This window comes from Actinomadura logoneensis, from assembly GCF_003428695.1.
GTDB classification, from domain to species: Bacteria; Actinomycetota; Actinomycetes; order Streptosporangiales; family Streptosporangiaceae; genus Spirillospora; species Spirillospora logoneensis.
Genome location: NZ_QURH01000011.1, coordinates 10,842 through 28,796 on the forward strand (window position 1 = coordinate 10,842; position 17,955 = coordinate 28,796).

17 protein-coding genes and 1 tRNA gene are annotated in these 17,955 nt (G+C 72.4%); 9 read left to right on the forward strand and 9 right to left on the reverse strand.

Going from position 1 to position 17,955, the window contains the following annotated elements; all coding sequences use genetic code 11:
- Nucleotides 1-760: 760 nt before the first annotated feature.
- From nagA to DZF91_RS00770, 6 genes are all read left to right on the forward strand, one after another.
- Nucleotides 761-1,933, forward strand: coding sequence for an N-acetylglucosamine-6-phosphate deacetylase (nagA, locus tag DZF91_RS00745; RefSeq protein WP_117355602.1), 1,173 nt, complete (start codon nt 761-763; stop codon nt 1,931-1,933).
- Entirely contained in the window at nt 1,924-2,904 is a 981-nt protein-coding gene (locus DZF91_RS00750) for a 1-phosphofructokinase family hexose kinase (protein ID WP_235833967.1), read from the forward strand. The genes nagA and DZF91_RS00750 overlap by 10 nt, the downstream gene beginning before the upstream one ends.
- 671 nt (nt 2,905-3,575) lie before the next feature.
- On the forward strand, nt 3,576-4,406 hold the full coding sequence (locus DZF91_RS41620; protein ID WP_235833969.1) for a class II fructose-bisphosphate aldolase: 831 nt from the start codon (nt 3,576-3,578) through the stop codon (nt 4,404-4,406).
- 450 nt (nt 4,407-4,856) lie between these two features.
- A complete protein-coding gene (locus tag DZF91_RS00760; protein ID WP_117355604.1) occupies nt 4,857-5,480 on the forward strand; it encodes a GNAT family N-acetyltransferase in 624 nt (207 codons plus the stop codon).
- A gap of 244 nt (nt 5,481-5,724) precedes the next feature.
- Nucleotides 5,725-6,390, forward strand: coding sequence for a divisome protein SepX/GlpR (gene sepX / locus DZF91_RS00765; RefSeq protein WP_117355593.1), 666 nt, complete (start codon nt 5,725-5,727; stop codon nt 6,388-6,390).
- 460 nt (nt 6,391-6,850) lie between these two features.
- Nucleotides 6,851-6,924 (forward strand) — tRNA-Ala (locus DZF91_RS00770).
- Nucleotides 6,925-7,261: 337 nt separating this feature from the next.
- On the opposite strand, the gene DZF91_RS00775 is transcribed toward DZF91_RS00770, so the two are convergent.
- Entirely contained in the window at nt 7,262-7,870 is a 609-nt protein-coding gene (locus DZF91_RS00775; protein ID WP_117355594.1) for a helix-turn-helix domain-containing protein, read from the reverse strand.
- Nucleotides 7,871-7,984: 114 nt separating this feature from the next.
- On the opposite strand from DZF91_RS00775, the gene DZF91_RS00780 reads away from it, so the two are divergent.
- Both DZF91_RS00780 and DZF91_RS00785 read left to right on the forward strand, forming a co-directional pair.
- Nucleotides 7,985-8,803, forward strand: a complete 819-nt coding sequence (locus DZF91_RS00780) for an MBL fold metallo-hydrolase (protein WP_117355595.1) — start codon at nt 7,985-7,987, stop codon at nt 8,801-8,803.
- Nucleotides 8,804-8,900: 97 nt separating this feature from the next.
- Complete coding sequence (locus tag DZF91_RS00785; RefSeq protein ID WP_147340924.1) at nt 8,901-9,344, forward strand: DUF6228 family protein; 444 nt, start codon at nt 8,901-8,903, stop codon at nt 9,342-9,344.
- A 62-nt stretch (nt 9,345-9,406) separates the two neighbouring features.
- Here the strand turns inward: DZF91_RS00785 and DZF91_RS00790 are convergent, their stop codons facing one another.
- From DZF91_RS00790 to DZF91_RS40875, 3 genes are all read right to left on the reverse strand, one after another.
- The gene (locus tag DZF91_RS00790) at nt 9,407-9,847 is read right to left on the reverse strand and encodes a S26 family signal peptidase (protein WP_117355597.1); all 441 of its coding nucleotides are present in this window, start codon (nt 9,845-9,847) and stop codon (nt 9,407-9,409) included.
- On the reverse strand, nt 9,844-11,739 hold the full coding sequence (locus tag DZF91_RS00795; protein WP_199486318.1) for an ABC transporter ATP-binding protein: 1,896 nt from the start codon (nt 11,737-11,739) through the stop codon (nt 9,844-9,846). The genes DZF91_RS00790 and DZF91_RS00795 overlap by 4 nt, the downstream gene beginning before the upstream one ends.
- 612 nt (nt 11,740-12,351) lie before the next feature.
- Nucleotides 12,352-12,522, reverse strand: coding sequence for a hypothetical protein (locus tag DZF91_RS40875; protein WP_199486319.1), 171 nt, complete (start codon nt 12,520-12,522; stop codon nt 12,352-12,354).
- Between the two features lie 617 nt (nt 12,523-13,139).
- On the opposite strand from DZF91_RS40875, the gene DZF91_RS39255 reads away from it, so the two are divergent.
- On the forward strand, nt 13,140-13,298 hold the full coding sequence (locus DZF91_RS39255; protein ID WP_158587816.1) for a hypothetical protein: 159 nt from the start codon (nt 13,140-13,142) through the stop codon (nt 13,296-13,298).
- A gap of 98 nt (nt 13,299-13,396) precedes the next feature.
- Here DZF91_RS39255 and DZF91_RS00800 read toward each other — a convergent pair whose 3' ends face one another.
- The 5 genes from DZF91_RS00800 to DZF91_RS00820 all read right to left on the reverse strand — a co-directional run.
- Nucleotides 13,397-14,308: a MerR family transcriptional regulator gene (locus DZF91_RS00800; protein WP_117355605.1), complete on the reverse strand. Its 912-nt coding sequence runs from the start codon at nt 14,306-14,308 to the stop codon at nt 13,397-13,399.
- Between the two features lie 144 nt (nt 14,309-14,452).
- Entirely contained in the window at nt 14,453-15,688 is a 1,236-nt protein-coding gene (locus DZF91_RS00805; protein ID WP_117355606.1) for a cytochrome P450 family protein, read from the reverse strand.
- 117 nt (nt 15,689-15,805) lie between these two features.
- The gene (locus DZF91_RS00810) at nt 15,806-17,062 is read right to left on the reverse strand and encodes a cytochrome P450 (RefSeq protein ID WP_235833968.1); all 1,257 of its coding nucleotides are present in this window, start codon (nt 17,060-17,062) and stop codon (nt 15,806-15,808) included.
- Nucleotides 17,059-17,688: a GTP-binding protein gene (locus DZF91_RS00815; protein ID WP_117355599.1), complete on the reverse strand. Its 630-nt coding sequence runs from the start codon at nt 17,686-17,688 to the stop codon at nt 17,059-17,061. The genes DZF91_RS00810 and DZF91_RS00815 overlap by 4 nt, the downstream gene beginning before the upstream one ends.
- On the reverse strand, nt 17,669-17,955 hold a 287-nt coding region (locus DZF91_RS00820; protein ID WP_117355600.1), incomplete at its 5' end, for a DUF742 domain-containing protein. The genes DZF91_RS00820 and DZF91_RS00815, both read right to left, overlap by 20 nt.

A 17,955-nucleotide genomic window follows, 5' to 3' on the forward strand; every position in this document is an offset into this window, starting at 1 on the left:
GAACCGAGGTCGAGATGGACGCTCCGGGCGAGGTCGAGAGGCGGACGACTCGTCCGGTGAGGCGTGAACTCGAAGTGGGTTCCCGGAGCAGGTGGCGGGCGGTTTCAAATGGAGGCGTTTCGGGGGCCGTCGTTGCTGCGGGAGCGGTGTCCGAATCGATGGCCGGGTGGGAGTCCGTGTCGTGCTGACGTTGATCAATGGACGGTTCGTGTTCCCGGACGGGGTCATGCACGGATGGCTCCGCATTCAAGGTGACCGCATCGTCGCTGCGGGGGCTGGCACGCCCCCAGCGGACACCGGCGGCGAGGTGACAGCGCGCGGCGTCGAGCTTCCCCGCTCGGGGAGCCCGGCGATCGGCGAGCGAGAACTCCCACCGTCCCCCTCTACGGCGGTCGCCAAGGGAGCGAGTGCTGAGGTTGCGGGAGCCGAGGGAACGGGTGCCAAGGGTGTAGGTGCTGAGCGTGCGGGCGCCGTGGGTGCGCGTGCCAAGGGCGTAGGTGCTGAGCGTGCGGACGCCGTGGGCGCGGGCGCTGAGGGCGCGGTTACTGAGGCGGCGAGGGCTGAGGGTGCGGGCGCCGCGGGTGTAGGTGGGGGCGCCGTGGGCGCGGGCGCTGAGGGCGCGGTTACTGAGGCGGCGAGGGCTGAGGGTGCGGGCGCCGCGGGTGTAGGTGGGGGCGCCGTGGGCGCGGGTGCTGAGGGCGCGGTTACTGAGGCGGCGAGGGCTGAGGGTGCGGGCGCCGCGGGTGTAGGTGCGGGCGCCATGGGCGCGGGCGCTGAGGGAGCGGTTACTGAGGCGGCGAGGGCTGAGGGTGCGGGCGCCGCGGGTGTAGGTGCGGGCGCCGGGGGCGCGGGTGCTGAGGGTGCGGGCGCCGCGGGTGTAGGTGCTGAGAGTGCGGGCGTCGCGGAGGCGGCGGTGGAGCGGGACGTCGTTGAGGATCTGGAAGGACGGTATGTCGTTCCCGGGTTCGTCGACATGCACGTTCATGGCGGCGCCGGGGCGTCGTACCAGTCCGGGCGTCCGGACGAGGCTCGGCGGGTTGCCGAGTACCACCTGGGGTGCGGGACGACCACCACCATCGCGAGTCTCGTGACCGATTCGCCCACCGCACTGCTGGACGGGGTCGCCGGGCTTGCCGACATCGCCGACGAGGGGCTGGTCGCCGGAATTCACCTGGAAGGCCCCTACCTGGCGCTCGGCCGGTGCGGCGCGCACGATCCGGCCTTGTTGCGAGAGCCGGACCGGGACGAGTTCGCCCGCCTGGTCGAGGTGGGGCGCGGACACGTCCGCATGGTCACGCTCGCGCCCGAGCTGCCAGGAGCACTGGAGCTCGTCCAGGACGCCGTTCAGGCAGGTGTGATCGCGGCCGTGGGGCACACCGACGCGACCGGCGCGTGTGTCCGGGAGGCGATCGAGGCGGGGGCGCGAGTCGCCACGCATCTGTTCAACGGAATGCGGCCCCTGCACCACCGCGAGGGTGGACCCGTGGGTGCGGCACTCGGCGATCAACGGGTCGTCGTCGAGTTGATCAATGACGGCGTGCACGTCGAGCCCGCTGTGGCGCGGCTCGTGTTCGCCGCCGCGCCGGACCGGGTCGCCCTCATCACCGACGCGATGGGAGCGGCGGGGATGGGCGACGGCAGCTACCGCCTCGGCGTCATGACGGTCACCGTCTCCGGCGGACGCGCGACGCTCGAGGACGGCACGTCCATCGCGGGAAGCACCATCACCATGGCGGACGCGTTCCGCCGGACGATCGACGTCGTGGGCGTCTCGCTGGAGGACACCTCGCGCGCCGCGTCCCTGACCCCGGCCCGCGCCCTCGGGCTCGACCGGGAGGTCGGGTCGCTGGAGCCCGGCAAGCGCGCCGACCTGGTCGTCCTCGGTGACGGCTGGTCCGTCGACCGGGTCATGAAGGACGGGCGATGGCGATGATCCTCACCGTCACCCCGAACGCGGCACTCGACGTCACCTACGAGGTGGACGCCTGGGAGCGGGGCGGATCGCACCGCGTCCGAACCGTCCGCCAAAGGGCCGGAGGCAAGGGGCTGAACGTGGCGCGGATCGCCGCCGCCCTCGGCTGCGACGTCACCGCGACAGGCCTGCTCGGCGGGGTGGTCGGCGAGCTCATCCGGGACGATCTGGAACAGGCGGGGCTCACCCACGACTTCGCGGCCGTTTCGGGGACGTCCCGCCGGACGCTCACGGTCGTGGAGACCGGAAGCGGCGAGGCGACCGTCCTGAACGAGGCCGGGCCGCATGTCCGGCCGGACGAGTGGTCGGCCTTCCTCGAACGCTTCGACACGCTCGCCGCGTCCGCAGCCGTCGTCGTCCTTTCCGGAAGCCTCCCTCCCGGCGTTCCGGAGGACGCGTACGCCGAACTTGCGCGCCGAGTGACGGGGCAGGTCGTCCTCGACGCGGACGGCATGACCCTCACGAAGGGTGTCCAGGGGCGCCCCGACGTGGTCAAACCCAACGCTGAGGAGCTGAGACGCGCGACCGTCGCCGCGGTCGCCGAGCCGGTCGCGGGTGCGGGGGAAGCGAAGGGCGGACGTCCCATGCTCGCCGAAGTCGTCGGGCGGGCCGAGGCGTTGCGAGTCGCCGGCGCCGGCAACGTGCTGGTGTCCCTCGGCGCGGACGGCATGCTCGCCGTCACCGGCGAGGGCGTCCAGTGGGCCGCTCCACCGGAGGCCGTCGTCGGAAACCCGACGGGCGCGGGCGACGCGGCCGTCGCCGCCACCGCCCGCGCGCTGACCCTCGGCCTCCCCTGGGACGAGCTGCTGAGGGACGCGGTGGCGCTGTCCGCCGCGGCCGTCGCCGCACCCCTCGCCGGCGACTTCGACCCCGACCTGTACGTCCGTCTCCTCCCCGAAATCGTGATCGAAGGACTCTCATGCCCCTCGTAGGAGCCGGCGAGATCGTCGCCGCCGCCACATCCGCCGAGCGTGCCGCCGCCACGTCCTTTGGAGGTGCCGGCGCCGTGTCCTCGCCCGACGCGGGTCCCGGGTCCGCTGGGCGCGTCGGCGCCGACGCGGAATCGGCTGGGCGCACTCGCGCCGAGTCGGCTGGGCGTGCAGGGGCCGAGTCTGCTGGTGGTGCGGGTGCCGGGTCCGCTGGGCGTGCAGGGGCCGAGTCTGCTGGTGGTGCGGGTGCCGGGTCCGCTGGGCGCGGCGGCACCGCGTCCGCTGGGCGCGCTGGCGTTGCGTCCGCTGGGCGTGCAGGGGCCGTGTCCGCTGGTGATGGGGGTGGCGAGTCGGCTGGAGGTGCTGATGGCGCGGCGGCTGGGCGGGGAGGTGCCGGGTCCACTGAGCGTGGCGATGCCGCGCCGGCTGGGCGTGCCGAGGCGACGACGGCTGGACGTTCGGGTGCTGTGGGCGCTGGGCATGCGGGCGCGGCGTCCGCTGGTGGTGCGGGTGCCGCGTCGAGTGGTGGTGCGGGTGCCGCGTCGAGTGGTGGTGTGGATGCGGCGTCGGCTGGGCGTGCCAGTGTCGAGTCGGCTGGGCATGCGGGTGTTGCGGCTGTTGGGCATGGAGGCGCGGCGTCGGTTGGGTGGGGCAGTGCCGAGTTGGCGGGGCGTGTGGGTGTTGCGTCCGCTGGGCTTGGTGGCGGTGCGTTCGCTCGGCGCGGTGTTGGCGCGTTCAATGTCATCCACCTTGAGCACGCCGTCGCGATCGTCCGCGGCGCGGAGGCCGCCGGCGCGCCCGTGATCATCCAGATCAGCGAGAACTGTGTCCGATACCACGGCGCGCTGGAGCCGATCCTGGCCGGGACGCTCGCGGTCGCGCGGGCCGCCACCGTGCCCGTGGCCGTCCATCTCGATCATGCGACGTCCGCCGACCTCGTCCGCGAGGCGGTGCGTCTGGGCGTGGGATCGGTGATGTACGACGCGTCCACGCTGCCCTACGACGAGAACGTGGCCGCGACTGCGTCGATCACCGACTGGTGCCATGAGCGAGGCGTCTGGGTCGAGGCGGAACTCGGCGAGGTCGGCGGAAAGGACGGCGTGCACGCGCCGGGAGCCCGCACCAAGCCGTCGGAGGCCGCCGCCTACACCGCCGCCACGGGGGTGGACGCCCTGGCGGTGGCGGTCGGGAACTCGCACGCCATGCTCACCCGCGACGCGGTCCTCGATCTCGGGCTGATCGCCGAGCTTCGTGCGGCGGTGCCGGTCCCGCTCGTCCTCCACGGGTCGTCCGGGGTTCCGGACGAGACGCTCACCGCGGCCGTCGGAAGCGGCATGACCAAGATCAATATCGCGACCCAGCTCAACAAGATCTACACGGCCGAACTGCGCCGCGTCCTCGACGACGACCCGGCCATGGTCGACCCGCGCAAATACGCGGGGCCGGCGCGCGACGCCGTAGCGGCCGAGGTCACCCGCCTCCTCCACGTCCTCCACGCGACCTGATCCCCTGGGCGGCGCTCGCCCTTTCTGGGGATGGGGAGGGGCGGAATCGTCATTTGGGGCGCTCCGGTGCGTCCGAGATGACTGCTCGGGTGGGAGTGGGGTTGCTCACTGGGGTGGGACGGCCCATCCCGGCCAATCGCCGCTTCTGCCGTGGCCCGCCGGGTTCTCTCGACGCGTCCTTGCTACGGTTCCGAGTCGGTTCGTCCGACGTGGAAAGTCCCGGACGTCGGCTTCAACGCCCTGACCTGCGGGGATGGGTTCGTCTGAGGTTCGCCGCTCCTCGGAATGGCGAAGAGGCTTCCGGGCGGGCCCCCGACGGCGGCGAGGGTGTCGCGGGAGGTAGGGGAGGCGGGCTCATATCGGGGCCGGGTCGGCGGACGGATCCATTTGTCAGGGACAATTGATGGCGTCCGAACCGTCGTCCGGGGAATCATGGGAGCCGTGGAACGGATGCGTGGGTGGCCGGTCACCTTGAGCGAGGGCCCGGTCGGGCTGCGTCCGCTACGGCATCGCGACGCGGCCGTCTGGCGTGACCTGCGGGTCCGCAACGCCGACTGGCTGCGGCCGTGGGAGCCGACCAACCCCGAGACGCCGCTGTTCCGCACCGGCCTCGGCCCGTACGTCAGCATGGTCCACACCATGCGGCGCGAGGCGAGGCAGGGGCTCGCGCTGCCCTGGGTGGTCACCTACGAGGGGAACTTCGCCGGACAGCTCACCATTGGCGCGATCGTGTGGGGTTCGGCCCGTTCCGCCCAGATCGGCTACTGGGTGGATCGGCAGGTCGCCGGTCGCGGCGTCATTCCGACGGCCGTCGCGCTCGCCGTCGACCACTGTTTCTTCACCGTCGGGCTGCACCGGGTGGAGGCCAATATTCGCCCGGAGAACACCGCGAGCCGCCGGGTCGTCGAAAAGCTCGGATTCCGGGAAGAGGGAATTCGGCGCCGCCAACTGCACATCGACGGCGCCTGGCGTGATCACATCTGCTACGCGCTGACCGTCGAGGACGTGCCCGGCGGCCTGCGGACCCGCTGGCTGGCAGCCGCCAAGCAGGCATTTCCCCGCTCTCCCTCCTGAGGCGTCCGGGGCGGAGAGAAACGGGCGGACACCCTCTCGTAAGAATCCTCCGGAAGAGAAGGCCCGGCAAACAGAGAGTAACCGCGAGATCGATCTCGCGACACACCGCCCCTAATACTCGTCAACCTCTGACACCGACTCGTACCGTGCGTGGCGTGACCCTGTTCCCAATGCACGTGCGCGCGCCGAAAGTCGGCTCGTCATCCGGCCGTGCCCGGGAACGGCTCCTCCCGGCGGTGAGCCGGTGAGCAGCGCCTTCCTCTATCTCGCCATCGTCGCCGTCTGGGCGGTCGTCCTCGTGCCGATGTGGCTCCGCCGCGACAGCGAGGCGACGGGCATCTCCCGCCTCCTCCACAAGCGTCCGGACGAGGACGGCGTGGAACTCGACACCGACCAGGTCCGCGAGCATCTCCCCGAGGACGACGAGCTGATCGACCCAGAAGAACCCTCCTCGCCCCAACCGGATGTCACGGCCGGGAGCGAGCCGGGCGACGTGGAGGTCGCCGAACCGTCCGTCCACCGCCGTCCCGGACGCGCCGCCGTGATCGCCCGCCGCCGTCGCAGGACGGTCGGCCTCACCCTGCTCGTCCTGACGGCCGTCACCGTGGCCGCCGTGGGGCTCGCCCCCTGGTGGATCACCCCGCCGCCCGTCCTGCTCCTCGTGGGACACCTCACACTGCTCCGCGTCGCCGTCCAGATGGACCAGGCGCGCGCCCGGCAGGAGGCCGAGGCCGCCCGCCTGGAGGCCGAACGCCTGGCGACCGAGCGCGCCGAGGCCGAGATCGCCCAGGAGATCCCCGAACCGTCCGCCGAGGTGCTGGAGTTCGTCGGCCGCCCGGAGGACGAGGTCTTCGACCAGTACGCCGAGGAAGCCCCCACCACCGAGGACCGCCGCGCCGTCGGCGAGTAGCCCTGACCCCTCGCCAGGGCGTTTCCGGAGGCCTCCTCACTCCAGCCGACACCCGTGCCCCCTCTGAGGTTCCGTGTGCTCTGCGGCCATCTGTGCTCATCCTGTGCCTGCTGCTGTCGGCGGTTGGCTTCATGGCCTCGCCCGGCCCGTCCTCCTGTGTCCTACGGCCGTCAGTGGCGGTCCTGTGCCGCTGACCGTGCGGGCGGTCCTGTGTTGCTGACCGTGCGGGCGGTCCTGTGTTGCTGACCGTGCGGGCCGTCCCTTGCCGTCGACTGTCCCGGCGGCCGGGGCCGCCTGCGGCTGTTTCGGCCGCTCCCGTGCCCTCCGGGCCGGAGCCGGGCCGGGGGCCGGCGTCTCAGCCGGTGCGCCGGTTTTCCGGCGCGCGAAGCACTGCCAAAGTGCGCTAACCTAGTCACGTCCGCGGGGCTGTGCCAAAGTGCGCTAACCTAGTCACGTCCGCGGGGCTGTAGCGCAGTCCGGTAGCGCACCTCGTTCGCATCGAGGGGGTCAGGGGTTCAAATCCCCTCAGCTCCACCGCGTGATTGCAGGTCAAGGGCCTGATCGGGAGAAATCCCGGTCAGGCCCTTGATTGTTTGTCGGCCCGTTGTCATCGGGGTCGGGAAGCACCGGATGGGACTGAGAAGCATGTCGCGCCTCTGCTCGGCGAGAGCTTCTGGAGGAAGTGCTCGCGGCGCTCTTCCTCATCGGCCGCCCGCCCTCTCCTGAACGTCTGACCGAGCCGTTGGACGAGGAGTTTCGGATCGCGGCCTGCCGACCCCCTCGCCCCTTGAAGACCTCCCCTGGGGATCCGCGCAGAGTGTGTCGCCGTGCTTTCGGTGAGCGAGGCCGCGGCTGTGTGAGGTTCGGCCGGTCAGGTTCTGCGCGAGATGACCATGATGTATTCGCACGGGGCGTTCGTCCGGTTGGCGAAGCCGTGGTCCGCGTCGGCCTGGAGGAACATGGAGTCGCCGGTCTCCAGGGTCTCCGTGATCCCGCCGATCGCGACGGTCAGGGTGCCCTGGAGCACCACGAGCTGCTTCTCCGTGCCCGGCGGATACGCGGGCAGCAGCCCGGTGGAGACCTGCGCGGGGAGGTGATGGACGATCATCTCGGCTCCGCCGGCGCCGGGGGCCGCTGAGACCATGTGCCGCTCGAAGCCGGTTTCCGGGTCGCGGAAGACGGGGCGGTCCTTCTTGCGCATGGTGATGGCCACGCTGGACGCGGCGGCGGCCGGTGCGCCGATCAGGTCCGAGAGCGACGCGTTGAGCGCGTGGGCGATCCTGGACGCGATGCCGATCGTCGGGCTCTTCTCGCCGCGTTCGACCTTGGACAGCATCGCCCGGCTGACCGCCGAGCGCGTGGACAACTGCTCCAGCGTCAGCCCCGCCTCCTCGCGGCGTCGCCGCACGTTGCCGCCGAACGCTCCGGCCAGGTCGTCGCCGTGCTGCGGGCCGGCCGGGTTTCCGTCTTGCTCGACCACCGTGCTCCTCGATCGATGGGGACCTCGCCGCGCAAGTGTAGTGTTTCTTCTAAAGAAGACGTGTAGTCTCCTTTGGGAGACGGGCGCTGCGGCGTCCCCCATGACGGAGGTTCCATGCGTTTGCTCTCGAGTGACCGGCTTCACGCCACGTTCGAATTCGGCGAGCTCCAGGTGGTCTCGCTGCGCGACGGCTACATCGACATGCCGCCGACACGGCTCCGCGACGAGGACGGGTGCCCGCTCGATGAGCTGCCGGCCGCCGTTCCGCTGGTCGGCGACAACCTGCGGCTGGCGGTCAACGCCTTCTTCGTCACCGACGGCACGCGATCGGTTCTCGTCGACACCGGCGCGTCCAACATCTGGCACGACCCCACCATGGGGTTGATCTACGACGCGCTCGACGAGGCGGGCGTCGATCGCGCGCAGATCACCGATGTGGCCATCACCCACAATCACGAAGACCACGTGAGCGGCCTGGTCGCGCCGGACGGCTCGGAGGCGTTCACCAAGCTGGAGCGCGTGTGGATCGGCGCGGGGGACACCTCGGTGTTCACAGGGCGGCTCGAACCGCTACGCGAACGGGTCGTCCCCGTGGTGGAGGAGGCCGCGATCAATGACTGGTCCACCGCCGTTCCGGCACCGGGCCACACCCCCGGGCACACCGTCTACGAGTTCAGGAGCAGCGCCGGTCGCCTTCTCGTCTGGGGCGACACCGTTCACGTTCCCACGCTGCAGTTCGCCCGGCCGAAGGTGTCCTGGGAGCTCGACGGCGACCAGTCCCAGGCCCGTGCGGCGCGCGCAGGGCTTCTGGAACGACTGGCGCGCCCGCACCACTTCGTGGCCGGCGCCCACCTCGACTCACCCGGCATCGCCCGCGTGACCCCCTCTGGCGACGGTTACGCGCTGGAGTACCTCGCTCCACCGATCGGCTGACCGACCCCGTCGGCCCGGGCGCGCGGAGTCGTCCATCGGACGGGCGCGCCCGATAATCGGTCGACCGGCTGGCGCGCCGCCCGTGACAATGCGCGACATGGTCGAAGTCCGTCTCGGCTCCGCAGCCCCGGAGCGCTCCCTTCGGCTGTTCGACTACCAGCAGGACGACCCCTACATCGGCGGGTTCCGGGTGGGGATCAGCGCCGAAGGGCTGGATGCGGAGTTCTCCATCGTGACCGGCCAGGGTGATGGGTTGGACGAGTTCGTGGCGGATCTGGCCGCGGACTTCCGCGGCTGGGAGGGCGAGCGGTTGTGGCGCTCGCTGGAGGACACGCTCGCGCTCGCGGCCACGTGGCGCTCTGGCGGGCACGTCCGGCTCGGGTGGACGGCCCGGCGTTATGGCCGGGGTTGGTGCGGCGGGCCACTGTGGAGCGTGGGTGTCGAGTTCATCCTTGAGGCGGGTGAGCAACTCGCCGGTCTGGCAGCGGATCTGGAGGACTTCTTCCGGAGCGGCGTGCCAGGGGGCGATGGATCCGCTTGAGCTGGAAGGTGCGTCCGGAGGTCAGGGCCATCGCGAAGGCGGCTGATCGGCGGGGGCCTGTGTCAGGGGCGGAGGACTACGCCGATGATCGAGGCGGCGGGGACGTAGCCGAAGTGGCGGGAGTCCTGGCTGCGGTCGGCGTCGCCACGGACGACGAGGTGGCCTGGCGGGACGCGGGTGTTCGTGTCCGCGGACACCGCCGGGCGGACGTCCGCCGGAACGGGGTCGCCGGGCAGGGCCGTCACCCGCTTGACCATCCACGGCGGGTCCGGGATGTGGCCCGGCGGGGTCACGGGGTTGTCGAAGACCACCGCGTCGCCCGTCCGGACGCGCGTGGTGCGGTGGACGAGCAGGCGGTCGCCGTCGGCGTACGTGGGGGCCATGCTGCCGCCCTGGACGCGCACCATCGTGAAGCGGCGGCGCAGCAGGCGGACGGTGAGGGCGGTCCCGAGGCCGCCGGCGGAGACGGTCAGCAGCACGCGTCCGGCGGTGGGGAGGGTCATGGGATCGTCTCCGTCTCGACCAGGTCGGCGGGCTCGTCGCGGTAGCCCGCCGCCTGGAGGGTGAACAGGGTGGCGTAGTGCCCGCCGCGCCGCATCAGCTCGTCGTGGGTGCCGGTCTCGGCGATGCGTCCGTCGGCCAGCACCGCGATCGTGTCGGCCTCCCGGAGCGCGCCCAGCCGGTGGGAGATGAGGAGGCCGGTGCGTCCGGCGCGGTGCTCGGCGAGGGTGCGGTGGACACGGTGCTCGGCCTCGGCGTCCAGACCGGAACTGGGTTCGTCCAGGATCAGCAGGGAGGCGTCCGAGCGCATCAGGGACCGGGCGAGCGCGACGCGCTGCCACTGTCCGCCCGACAGGGTGACGCCGCGCTCTCCGTCCTGGTCGTCGTCGAGGTGGACGCGGCTGAGCTGGGTGCGGTACCCGTGCGGGAGCGCCGCCAGCTCGTCGTCGATCCCGGCGAGCCGGGCGGCGGCGCGCACCCGGTCGCCGTCCTCGCGGTGCGGGAGGTCGCCGATGCCGATGTTGTCCTGCGCCGTGAAGTCGTAGGTGAGGTAGTCCTGGAAGGTCACGCCGATGCGGGCGCGCAGTTCCTCGACGTCCAGGTCGCGCAGGTCGGTGCCGTCCCACAGGATCGCGCCCCGGTCGGGGTCGTAGAACCGGCACAGCAGCTTCACCAGCGTGCTCTTGCCCGCGCCGTTGCGGCCGACCAGGCCCACGGCCGCGCCCGCCGGGAGGACGAGGTCCACGCCGCGCAGGATCCACGGGCCGTCCTCGTCGTAGCGGAACCAGACGTCGCGGAACTCCACCCGCCCGGATGACCGCGGCACCGGCGCGGATCCGGCCGGCAGGTCGTCCGGCAGCTCCATGAGGTCGGTGTAGTGGCCGAACAGCCGGACCGCCTCGGCCGCCATCCCCGCCTGGACGACGACGCCCGTGAAGGCGCCCTGGATGCCCGCCGTGGCGGCGACGAAGAGGGAGACGTCGCCGACCGAGAACCGGCCGTGGGCCGCGCCGACCGCGACGATGACGATGCCGGTGCCGGTCACGACCGCGTTGAGCACCGCGTAGCCGGTCTGGGCGAGGGCGCCGCGGCGCTTGACGGCGAGCTCGGCCGCCGACGCCGAACCGATCGCCTCCACCAGCCTGCCGTGCAGGAACCCGCCGAGTCCGAACAGGCGGATCTCCTTGGCGGCGCGCGGGTCGGTGAGCAGCGACCGGTAGAACAACTGCCGCCGGTACCGGCCGGACACGCTCTCGGCGACCGCGATCTGGCGGCGGGCGAGGGCGAGCCGGGACACCAGGGACGCCGCGCCGCAGGCCAGCAGCAGGACGGCCATCGGAGGCCAGACGGCCAGCAGCACGCCCAGGAAGCCGCCCGTCTGCGCCAGCGCCTGGACGGCCTGCTGGCAGAAGCCGGTGATGTTGTGGGGCGCGTCCGTCGACGCCTGCGTCGCCAGCCGCAGCCGGTCGTGGAACGCCGGGTCCTCGAACCGGCGCAGCCCCCGGAACTCGTTGACCTTGGCGAACAGGCGGCGCTCGACGGCCACGGCGAGCCGTTGGCGGACCAGGTCGTCCAGGTACCCGGTGGCCTGCGCCATGGCCGCCATGACCACGCCGGCCATGCCCATGGCGGCGGCCAGTCCTCCGGCCCGCCAGGGGTCGGCGTCGTGGCCGCGGCCGATCTCGTCGAACAGCAGCTTGCCGCACCAGGCGACGGCCGCCGGGGCGACGCCGCCGGCGACCGTGGTGACCAGCAGCGCCCAGGCGCCCACCGGCGCGGCGCGGAACTGCAACGCCACCGCCGTGGCGGCGACACGCGGCCTGAACCGGGAGCCTCCGGAGGACTCCTCGTCCTGCACGCCGCCGGCAGCGGGAGCGGCGGGCGTGTCACTCACGGGGGCCGGACCTCATGCTGCGTCGTGTCCCTTCGTCTGGTTGTGGTCTGGCGAGGGCGCGATCACGGTCGTGGACGCGGATGCCGGACGTGCGACAGCGCCGAGGACCGCGGGAGCGCTCACGGTGGAAGTGTTTTCCACGCGTTTCGGTGAGGTGCCGCCATCGATTCCGTTCCGCAGAGCCACTGGCGCGGTGGTTTCCCGCCGCGACCGCTCCTAAAGGTTTATCGGCGCCTTGGGGCGGGGACGCGGACGTATCGGTCGGCGGTGTGTGACGAAACGTGGGGAGCGCGCGGGGTCGTGCTTGGAAATGATTACCTGCGAAGTGCCCTTGGACTCGCCAGGAAATCATGGGATGGATGGGGGGCAGGTGAACGGAAAAGCGTATGTAAAACAGTTCCCCCGGTAGTCATGATTTTGATTACCTTGCGGGTCGTTGCTTTGCAGACGCGTCCGGCCGCAGGCCCCGTCTCGTCCTCGCGGGCGTGCCGGTGCGCGCGGCGGGCAATGATGGACGGCCCCGGAGCGGTGGGCGTTCCGGGGCCGCCGATCACGGGCTGACCAGGCGGTACACGCACTTCGCGGGACCGTGGTCTCGCCCCCGTGCGCGGACTAGCAGCGAGTGCTCTGCTTCGTGCAGACGCCATAGCAGTTGAAGGTGTACCGGTAGCCGCCCTTGCAGTAGCAGAGCTGGCCGTTCTCGGGGATGCACGCCCCGGCGGCCTTTTCGCCGAGGACGGCGCCGAGCAGCTTGTCGCTGACGGAACCGAAGATGCGGGTCATGGTGTACCCCTTTCCTGGAGGTCTTGGACCGGGCCAACGTAAGCTCCCGGGGTACCGGCGCGCAAGATCCAAAACATGCGGGAATCGCGATTGCCGAGGTCGGGAATTCGAAATTCACCGATGGTCGTCAGGTGATCACCAGCTGGGCCGGCGTTCCGGGGAACGTCACTCTGGTATGCCGAATGTTCGTGGGTTACATTGCCTCGGTCCGATCCCGCTCCGGTGCGGCTCTCGGACGCCTGTCTCCCGAGGAGGATCCATGCCCTATCTCGCCGCGGCCGTCGTTCTGGTCACCGTGCTGTGCCTGCTCAACCTGCTGCTGACGTTCGGGATCATCCGCCGGCTGCGACGGCAGGACGAGGAGGGTGGTCTTCCACCGGACACGTTCCTCGCGCCGGGGACGCGGCTTCCCGAGTTCGCCACGGTGACGGACGGGGGGACGCCCGTCACGCACGAGTCCGTACGCGGTACCGTCGTCGCGTTCTTCTCGCCGGAGTGCGGGGCCTGCGCCGTGCAGCTGCCCAAGTTCGTCGCCGCGTCCGCCGACCGCCCCACCCTCGCCGTCCTTCACGGCACCACGGAGGAGACGCGCGCCCACCGGGCCCGAGCTGGGCGACGTGACCGACGTGGTCGTGGAGCCCGTGGACGGGCCGATGGGCACCGCCTTCACCGTGAGCGCCTATCCGACCTTCGCGCTGATCGGCGCGGACGGCACGGTCACCGCGTCCTCCTACGCCTTGGACAAGCTGCCCGTCCCGGCCCTGTCCCGGAGCTGAGCGTCCGGCCGAGACGAGCCCCGCCCTGCCGACGTCCCCCGCCCGGCTGACGAGACTTGCGCCGGCGGCTGGGGCGGGTCGGTGGGAGGGCCGTCGGTTCAGGACAGCGCGGTGAGGAACCAGGTGATCTCGCGGCGCGGGTGGTCTGGCGGGAGCCAGCCGTTCACGGTGGCCAGGAGGGTGAGGTAGCGCTCGCGCCGCGGGTCGTTGGCGGCGGTGAGGTAGGTGGCCAGGCGGGCGCGCAGGGCCGGGGTGTCCGGGAGGTTCAGGGCCTCGGCGTAGGCGGTGGCGACCTCGGTGACGGCGGCGGACGCCTCGGGGGAGTCGGGGGAGACGTTCGCGGCCAGGAGGGGACGGACGGTCTCGGTGACCGTGCCGACGGCGTGCCTGCGCGGCGGGCCGGACGGGTGGTCGTCCTTGTGCGCGGTGAACAGGAACCGCATCAGGTCGCGGAACGACTCGTCCTGGGAGAGCTCGGCGAGTTCGACCCAGGCGGCGAGCTGCTCGGACGTGGGGTCGTCGGGGAGCTCGGGGGTGAGGGAGCGGCGCAGGACGCGGGGGAGGGGGCCGTCGGGGGCGCCGAAGGCGTGGTCGAGGAAGTCGGCGACGAGCTCGTCGCGTTCGGCCGCGGAGAGGCGGGCGAGACGGTGCATGAGTTCCAGCTCCTCCGGGGTGCTGTCGCGGCGGGCCGCGGTGGTGAGGACGGCGTGGCGGAGCCGGAGCACGCGCATCTGGACGGCCACGGCGTCGGCGTGGGCTGCGGCGGCCTCGGCGGGGGTGGTCTCGCGGTCGACGATCCGGCGGACGGTGGCGAGGCCGAGGCCGAGGTCGCGGAGGGTGCGGACGAGGGCGAGGCGCGCGACGGCGTCGGGGCCGTAGCGGCGGTGGCCCGAGGCGGTCCGGTGGGACTCGGGCAGGATGCCGTGGTCGGTGTAGAAGCGGACGGCCTTCACCGTCACGCCGGCCGTGTCGGCCAGTTCGCCGATCGAGTAGGTCGCTTCGCCCCGCATGCCGTCCACCCTGGCATCTCCCCCAAGGGGAGGTTCAACACCGAGGGGCAACACCGAGGGGCAACACCGAGGGGCAACACCGGCGGTCAGCACCCAGGCTCACCACCGAGGGGGCGGGCCGCGCCGGCCCGCCCCTCGGTGCGGTCAGGGGTTCAGGCGGACGGGGAGGGCGGCCACGCTGTTGGTGAACAGGCTCGGGACGGGCGGGAGGTCGTCCGCCGGGACGGCCAGGGTCATCTTCGGGTAGCGGTCGAAGAGGACGGCGAGGGCGATGCGCGCCTCGGTCTCGGCGAGGTACGAGCCGGGGCAGTTGTGCCGGCCCGCGCCGAAGGCGAGGTCGCCCTTCTGGACGCGGGTGTGGTCGAAGCGGTCGGCGTCCGGGCCGTGCCGCTCCGGGTCGCGGTTCACGGCGGTGTACGGAGCGATGATCGCGTCCCCGGCCGGGATGGTGACGCCGCCGAGCGTGAGGTCGCGCAGCGGGTAGCGGGCCGGGAAGTTGCCGATGGGGGCGTCCCAGCGCAGCGTCTCGGCGACGACCGCGGGCCAGGGGTCCTCGGTCGCGGACAGGGCGGCGTCCCGCTGGTCGGGGTGGGTGAGCATGGCGCGGACGGCGTTGGAGATCAGGCTGATGGTCGTCTCGTGTCCGGCGGTGAGCAGCACCCAGAGCGTCCCGGCGAGCTCCTCGGCGGACAGCGCGGCCGGGTCGGCGGCGTGCACGCCGATGAGGGCGCTGGTCAGGTCGTCGCCGGGCGCGGCGGACCGGGCCTGGATCAGGTCGCCGAGCAGCCGCGGGATCTCCGCCTGCACCTGGACGACCTCCTCGGCGGTCGTGTCGGTGCGGAAGATGGCGTCCACGAGGTGGCGCAGGCGGGCGCGCTGGTCGTCGGGGACGCCGAGCAGTTCGCAGATCACCTGGAGGGGGAGGCGGGCCGCGAAGTGCGCGCGCAGGTCGACGACCTCGGTGTCCGGCAGGGCGTCCAGCAGGGACGTCGCGGCGGCGGTGATCGCCGGGACCATGTCCTGGACGCGTCTGCGGGTGAACTGCCCGACGATCGGGCGGCGTAGCCGGGTGTGCTCGGCGCCGTCGGCGGTGACCAGGTTGTCCACCTTGATCATCCCGATGATCGGGTTGTCGTCGGCGAGTTCGCCGGTCTTCACCGCCGTCCAGTTCCGGTAGTCCTTGCTGACGTCGGGGTGGCGGACGAGCTCGTCGACCAGCGCGTGCGTGGTGACGGCCCAGGCGCGGACGCCGCCGGGCAGGACGACGCGGACGACGGGCCCGGCGGCGCGCAGCCGGGCGGCCTCGCCGTGGTGGTCGGCGGCCGTCGGGTCGAGCTCGATGACGGGGATCTCGGCGGAGGGGGACGGGGCTGCGGTCATGGCGTCTCCAAGGCGGTCGTCCGCGCCGTCCGGCACCCCGGACGGGTTCCGGAGGCGGGCGGTCTACGAGGCGGTGCGGTCCATCACGGAATGCTGTCCATCACGGAATGCTGTCCATCACGGGGTGCGGTCCATCACGGGGGTGCGGGGGGCCGGTGCCGCGGGGATGCGCGGGGTGAAGGTCACCGGGAGGCTGACGGCGGTGCGGATCCACGGGCTCGGCTGGTAGCCGATCTCGGCCGGGTCGCAGGCGAGGCGCAGGTCGCCGAGCAGGTGCTGGGCGGTGGCGACGGCGGTGCGGGCGATGGTGCGCGCCGGGTCCCGGCCGGGGCAGGCGTGCGGGCCGACCGACCAGGCCAGGTGCGCGCGGCTGCCGCGCGTCCACCAGTCCGAGGCGTGCACGCGGGTGTCGCGGGCGCTGGCGGCGAGGCCGAGGATCAGCGCGTCCCCCTTGCGCACCGGGCGGTCGGCGAGGACGGTGTCGGCCAGCGGGTACCGGGCCGGGAAGTTGATCATCGGTGGCTGGCGGGCGAGCACCTCGTCCAGCGCGTCGTCGATGGACAGCCGCCCACCGTTGATCCGGCCGGCGAACCGGGGGTCCACCAGCATCAGCCGCAGCGTCTCGGCGATCCACGAGATGGACGTGTGGTTGGACGCGGAGACGACCACGACGAGCGTTTGCAGGATCTCGCTGGCCGTCGCGAGGTCGGGGTGCGAGGCGAGGAAGCCGGTCAGGTCGGACGCGCCGCCGTCCAGCCGGGACGTGACCAGCTCGTTCAGCAGCGCCTCGAACCTGGCGTTGCCCTCCTGCGCGCGCGGTCCGCTGGAGAACAGCAGGTTCATGGCGTCGAGCAGTTCGCGGGCGCGGCCCGGGTCGAGACCGATGAGCTCGCCGATCGCCAGGACGGGGATGGACGCGGCGTAGTCGGCGATGAGGTCGCCGCGTCCGGCCGGGGCGATCCGGTCGATCAGCCCGGTGGACAGCCGCTCGACCGTGCGGCGCAGCGCGCGGTGGTCCAGCGCGGCCATGGCCTGCTCGATCGGACGGCGCAGCCGCCGGTGCTCCTCGCCGTCCGCGCCGATCACGTTGTCGCGGTGGAACATCATCGGGCCGAGCGGCGAGTCCGGGCCGACCGTGCCGTCCAGGACCAGGCTCCACGTGTTCGCGTTCCGGCTGAACAGGTGGTCCTGCGTGGTGATCTGGCGGATCTCGGCGTAGCCCATCACCAGCCACGCGCGGACGCCGGGCATCAGCTCGACCGGCGCGACCGGGCCGTGCTCGCGCCAGAGCCGCTCCAGGGCGGCGTCCGGGTCGGCGGTGGTCTCCGCGAGGGGCATCACCTGGGGGAACGCGTACAGATCGGCGGCGGTCACCGGTTCTCTCTCCTGTCGAGGACGTGCTCGACCAGCCGCACCAGCGCGGCCACGGCCGACTCGCGGTCGCGGGCGTCGCAGGACAGCACGGGCGTCTCGGGCAGCAGGTCGAGCGCCTCGCGCAGGGCGGCGGGGTCGTGGTCGGGGCTGTCGGGGAAGCGGTTCACGGCGACCGCGAAGGCGTCCAGGCCGGCGTCCTCCAGATGGTCGAGGACCTCGAAGCCGTCGGCGAGCCGCCGCACGTCCACCAGCACCAGGACGCCCGCGGCGCCCTCGGCGAGGCCGGCCCACATGTCCCAGAAGCGGCGCTGGCCTGGAGTCCCGAACAGGTAGAGGACGAGGCGGTCGGACAGCGTCACGCGGCCGAAGTCGAGCGCGACGGTCGTGCTGGTCTTGCCGGGCAGGCCAAGCAGGTCGTCCACGCCGACCGAGGCCGTCGTCAGCGGCTCCTCGGTGCGCAGCGGCTCGATCTCGCTGACCGACCCGACGAACGTCGTCTTGCCCACCCCGAACGACCCGACGACGAGGACCTTGGCGGTGCGCTCGACCGTCCCGGGAACGAACCGGACCCCGGCCTCCGACGCGTCCGCGGGAACGCTCAGGGGCTCAGAGCTTGCGAAGGCCATCGAGGACTTCCCGCAGGAGGGACGGCGCGGGCGCGGCCGAGCCGCTGCCGGCGCGCGCGGTCAGGTGGTGCGAGGCGATCAGGTCGTCGGCGAGGACGAGCACCACGCTCACCGGGAGCCGCAGGTGCGCGGCGGCCTCGGCGACCGACAGCACGCCCCGGCGGCAGAGCGCGAGGAGGTCGCGGGCCTGCGGCGGCGCGTCCACGCGCAGCGGCGCGTCGGTCGGCGCGGCGGCGAGCAGGGTGTCGACCGTGAGGCCCCGCCGGG